The sequence below is a fragment of the Klebsiella sp. HN106 genome, from assembly GCF_051209435.1.
Taxonomy (GTDB): domain Bacteria; phylum Pseudomonadota; class Gammaproteobacteria; order Enterobacterales; family Enterobacteriaceae; genus Klebsiella; species Klebsiella oxytoca.
Genome location: NZ_JBLURD010000110.1, coordinates 1 through 421, shown reverse-complemented (window position 1 = coordinate 421; position 421 = coordinate 1). Strand labels below are relative to the sequence as shown.

The 421-nt window shown below is 57.2% G+C and carries 1 protein-coding gene; it reads right to left on the bottom strand.

The window, feature by feature from the left end; all coding sequences use genetic code 11:
• Positions 1-421 (bottom strand): histidine kinase dimerization/phospho-acceptor domain-containing protein (locus ACSIPU_RS30560; protein ID WP_435322482.1); only part of this gene is annotated, 421 nt, incomplete at both ends.

Sequence of the window (421 nt, the reverse complement as noted above, 5' to 3'; positions counted from 1 at the left end):
AAACTTCAGCGCATTGCCGATGAGATTATTGAGGATTTGCCGTAGCGCCTGCGGGTCGACCCACAGCATGGTCCCTTCCTGCAGCGCATTATGGTAGTGCAGATCGATGCCCTTTTGCTGCGCCAGCGCGTCGAAGGTATGACACTGCTGCGACACTAACTGTGCGACATCGCTCCACTGCGGGGTAACCTGGTATTTTCCCGATTCAATCTTGTCGATATCAAGAATATTGCCGATAAGTCCCAGCAGGGTTTGCGCCGTCGACCCCGCCAGCTCGATCGCCTCTTTACGCTGGCCGACGTTCAGCTCAGGTTTCGCCAGCAGCTCCAGAAAGCCGACGATGGCGCTCACCGGCGTGCGCAGCTCGTGGCTCATGCTGGCCAGAAAGCGGCTCTTGGCTTTTGTCGCCTGAATCGCTTTG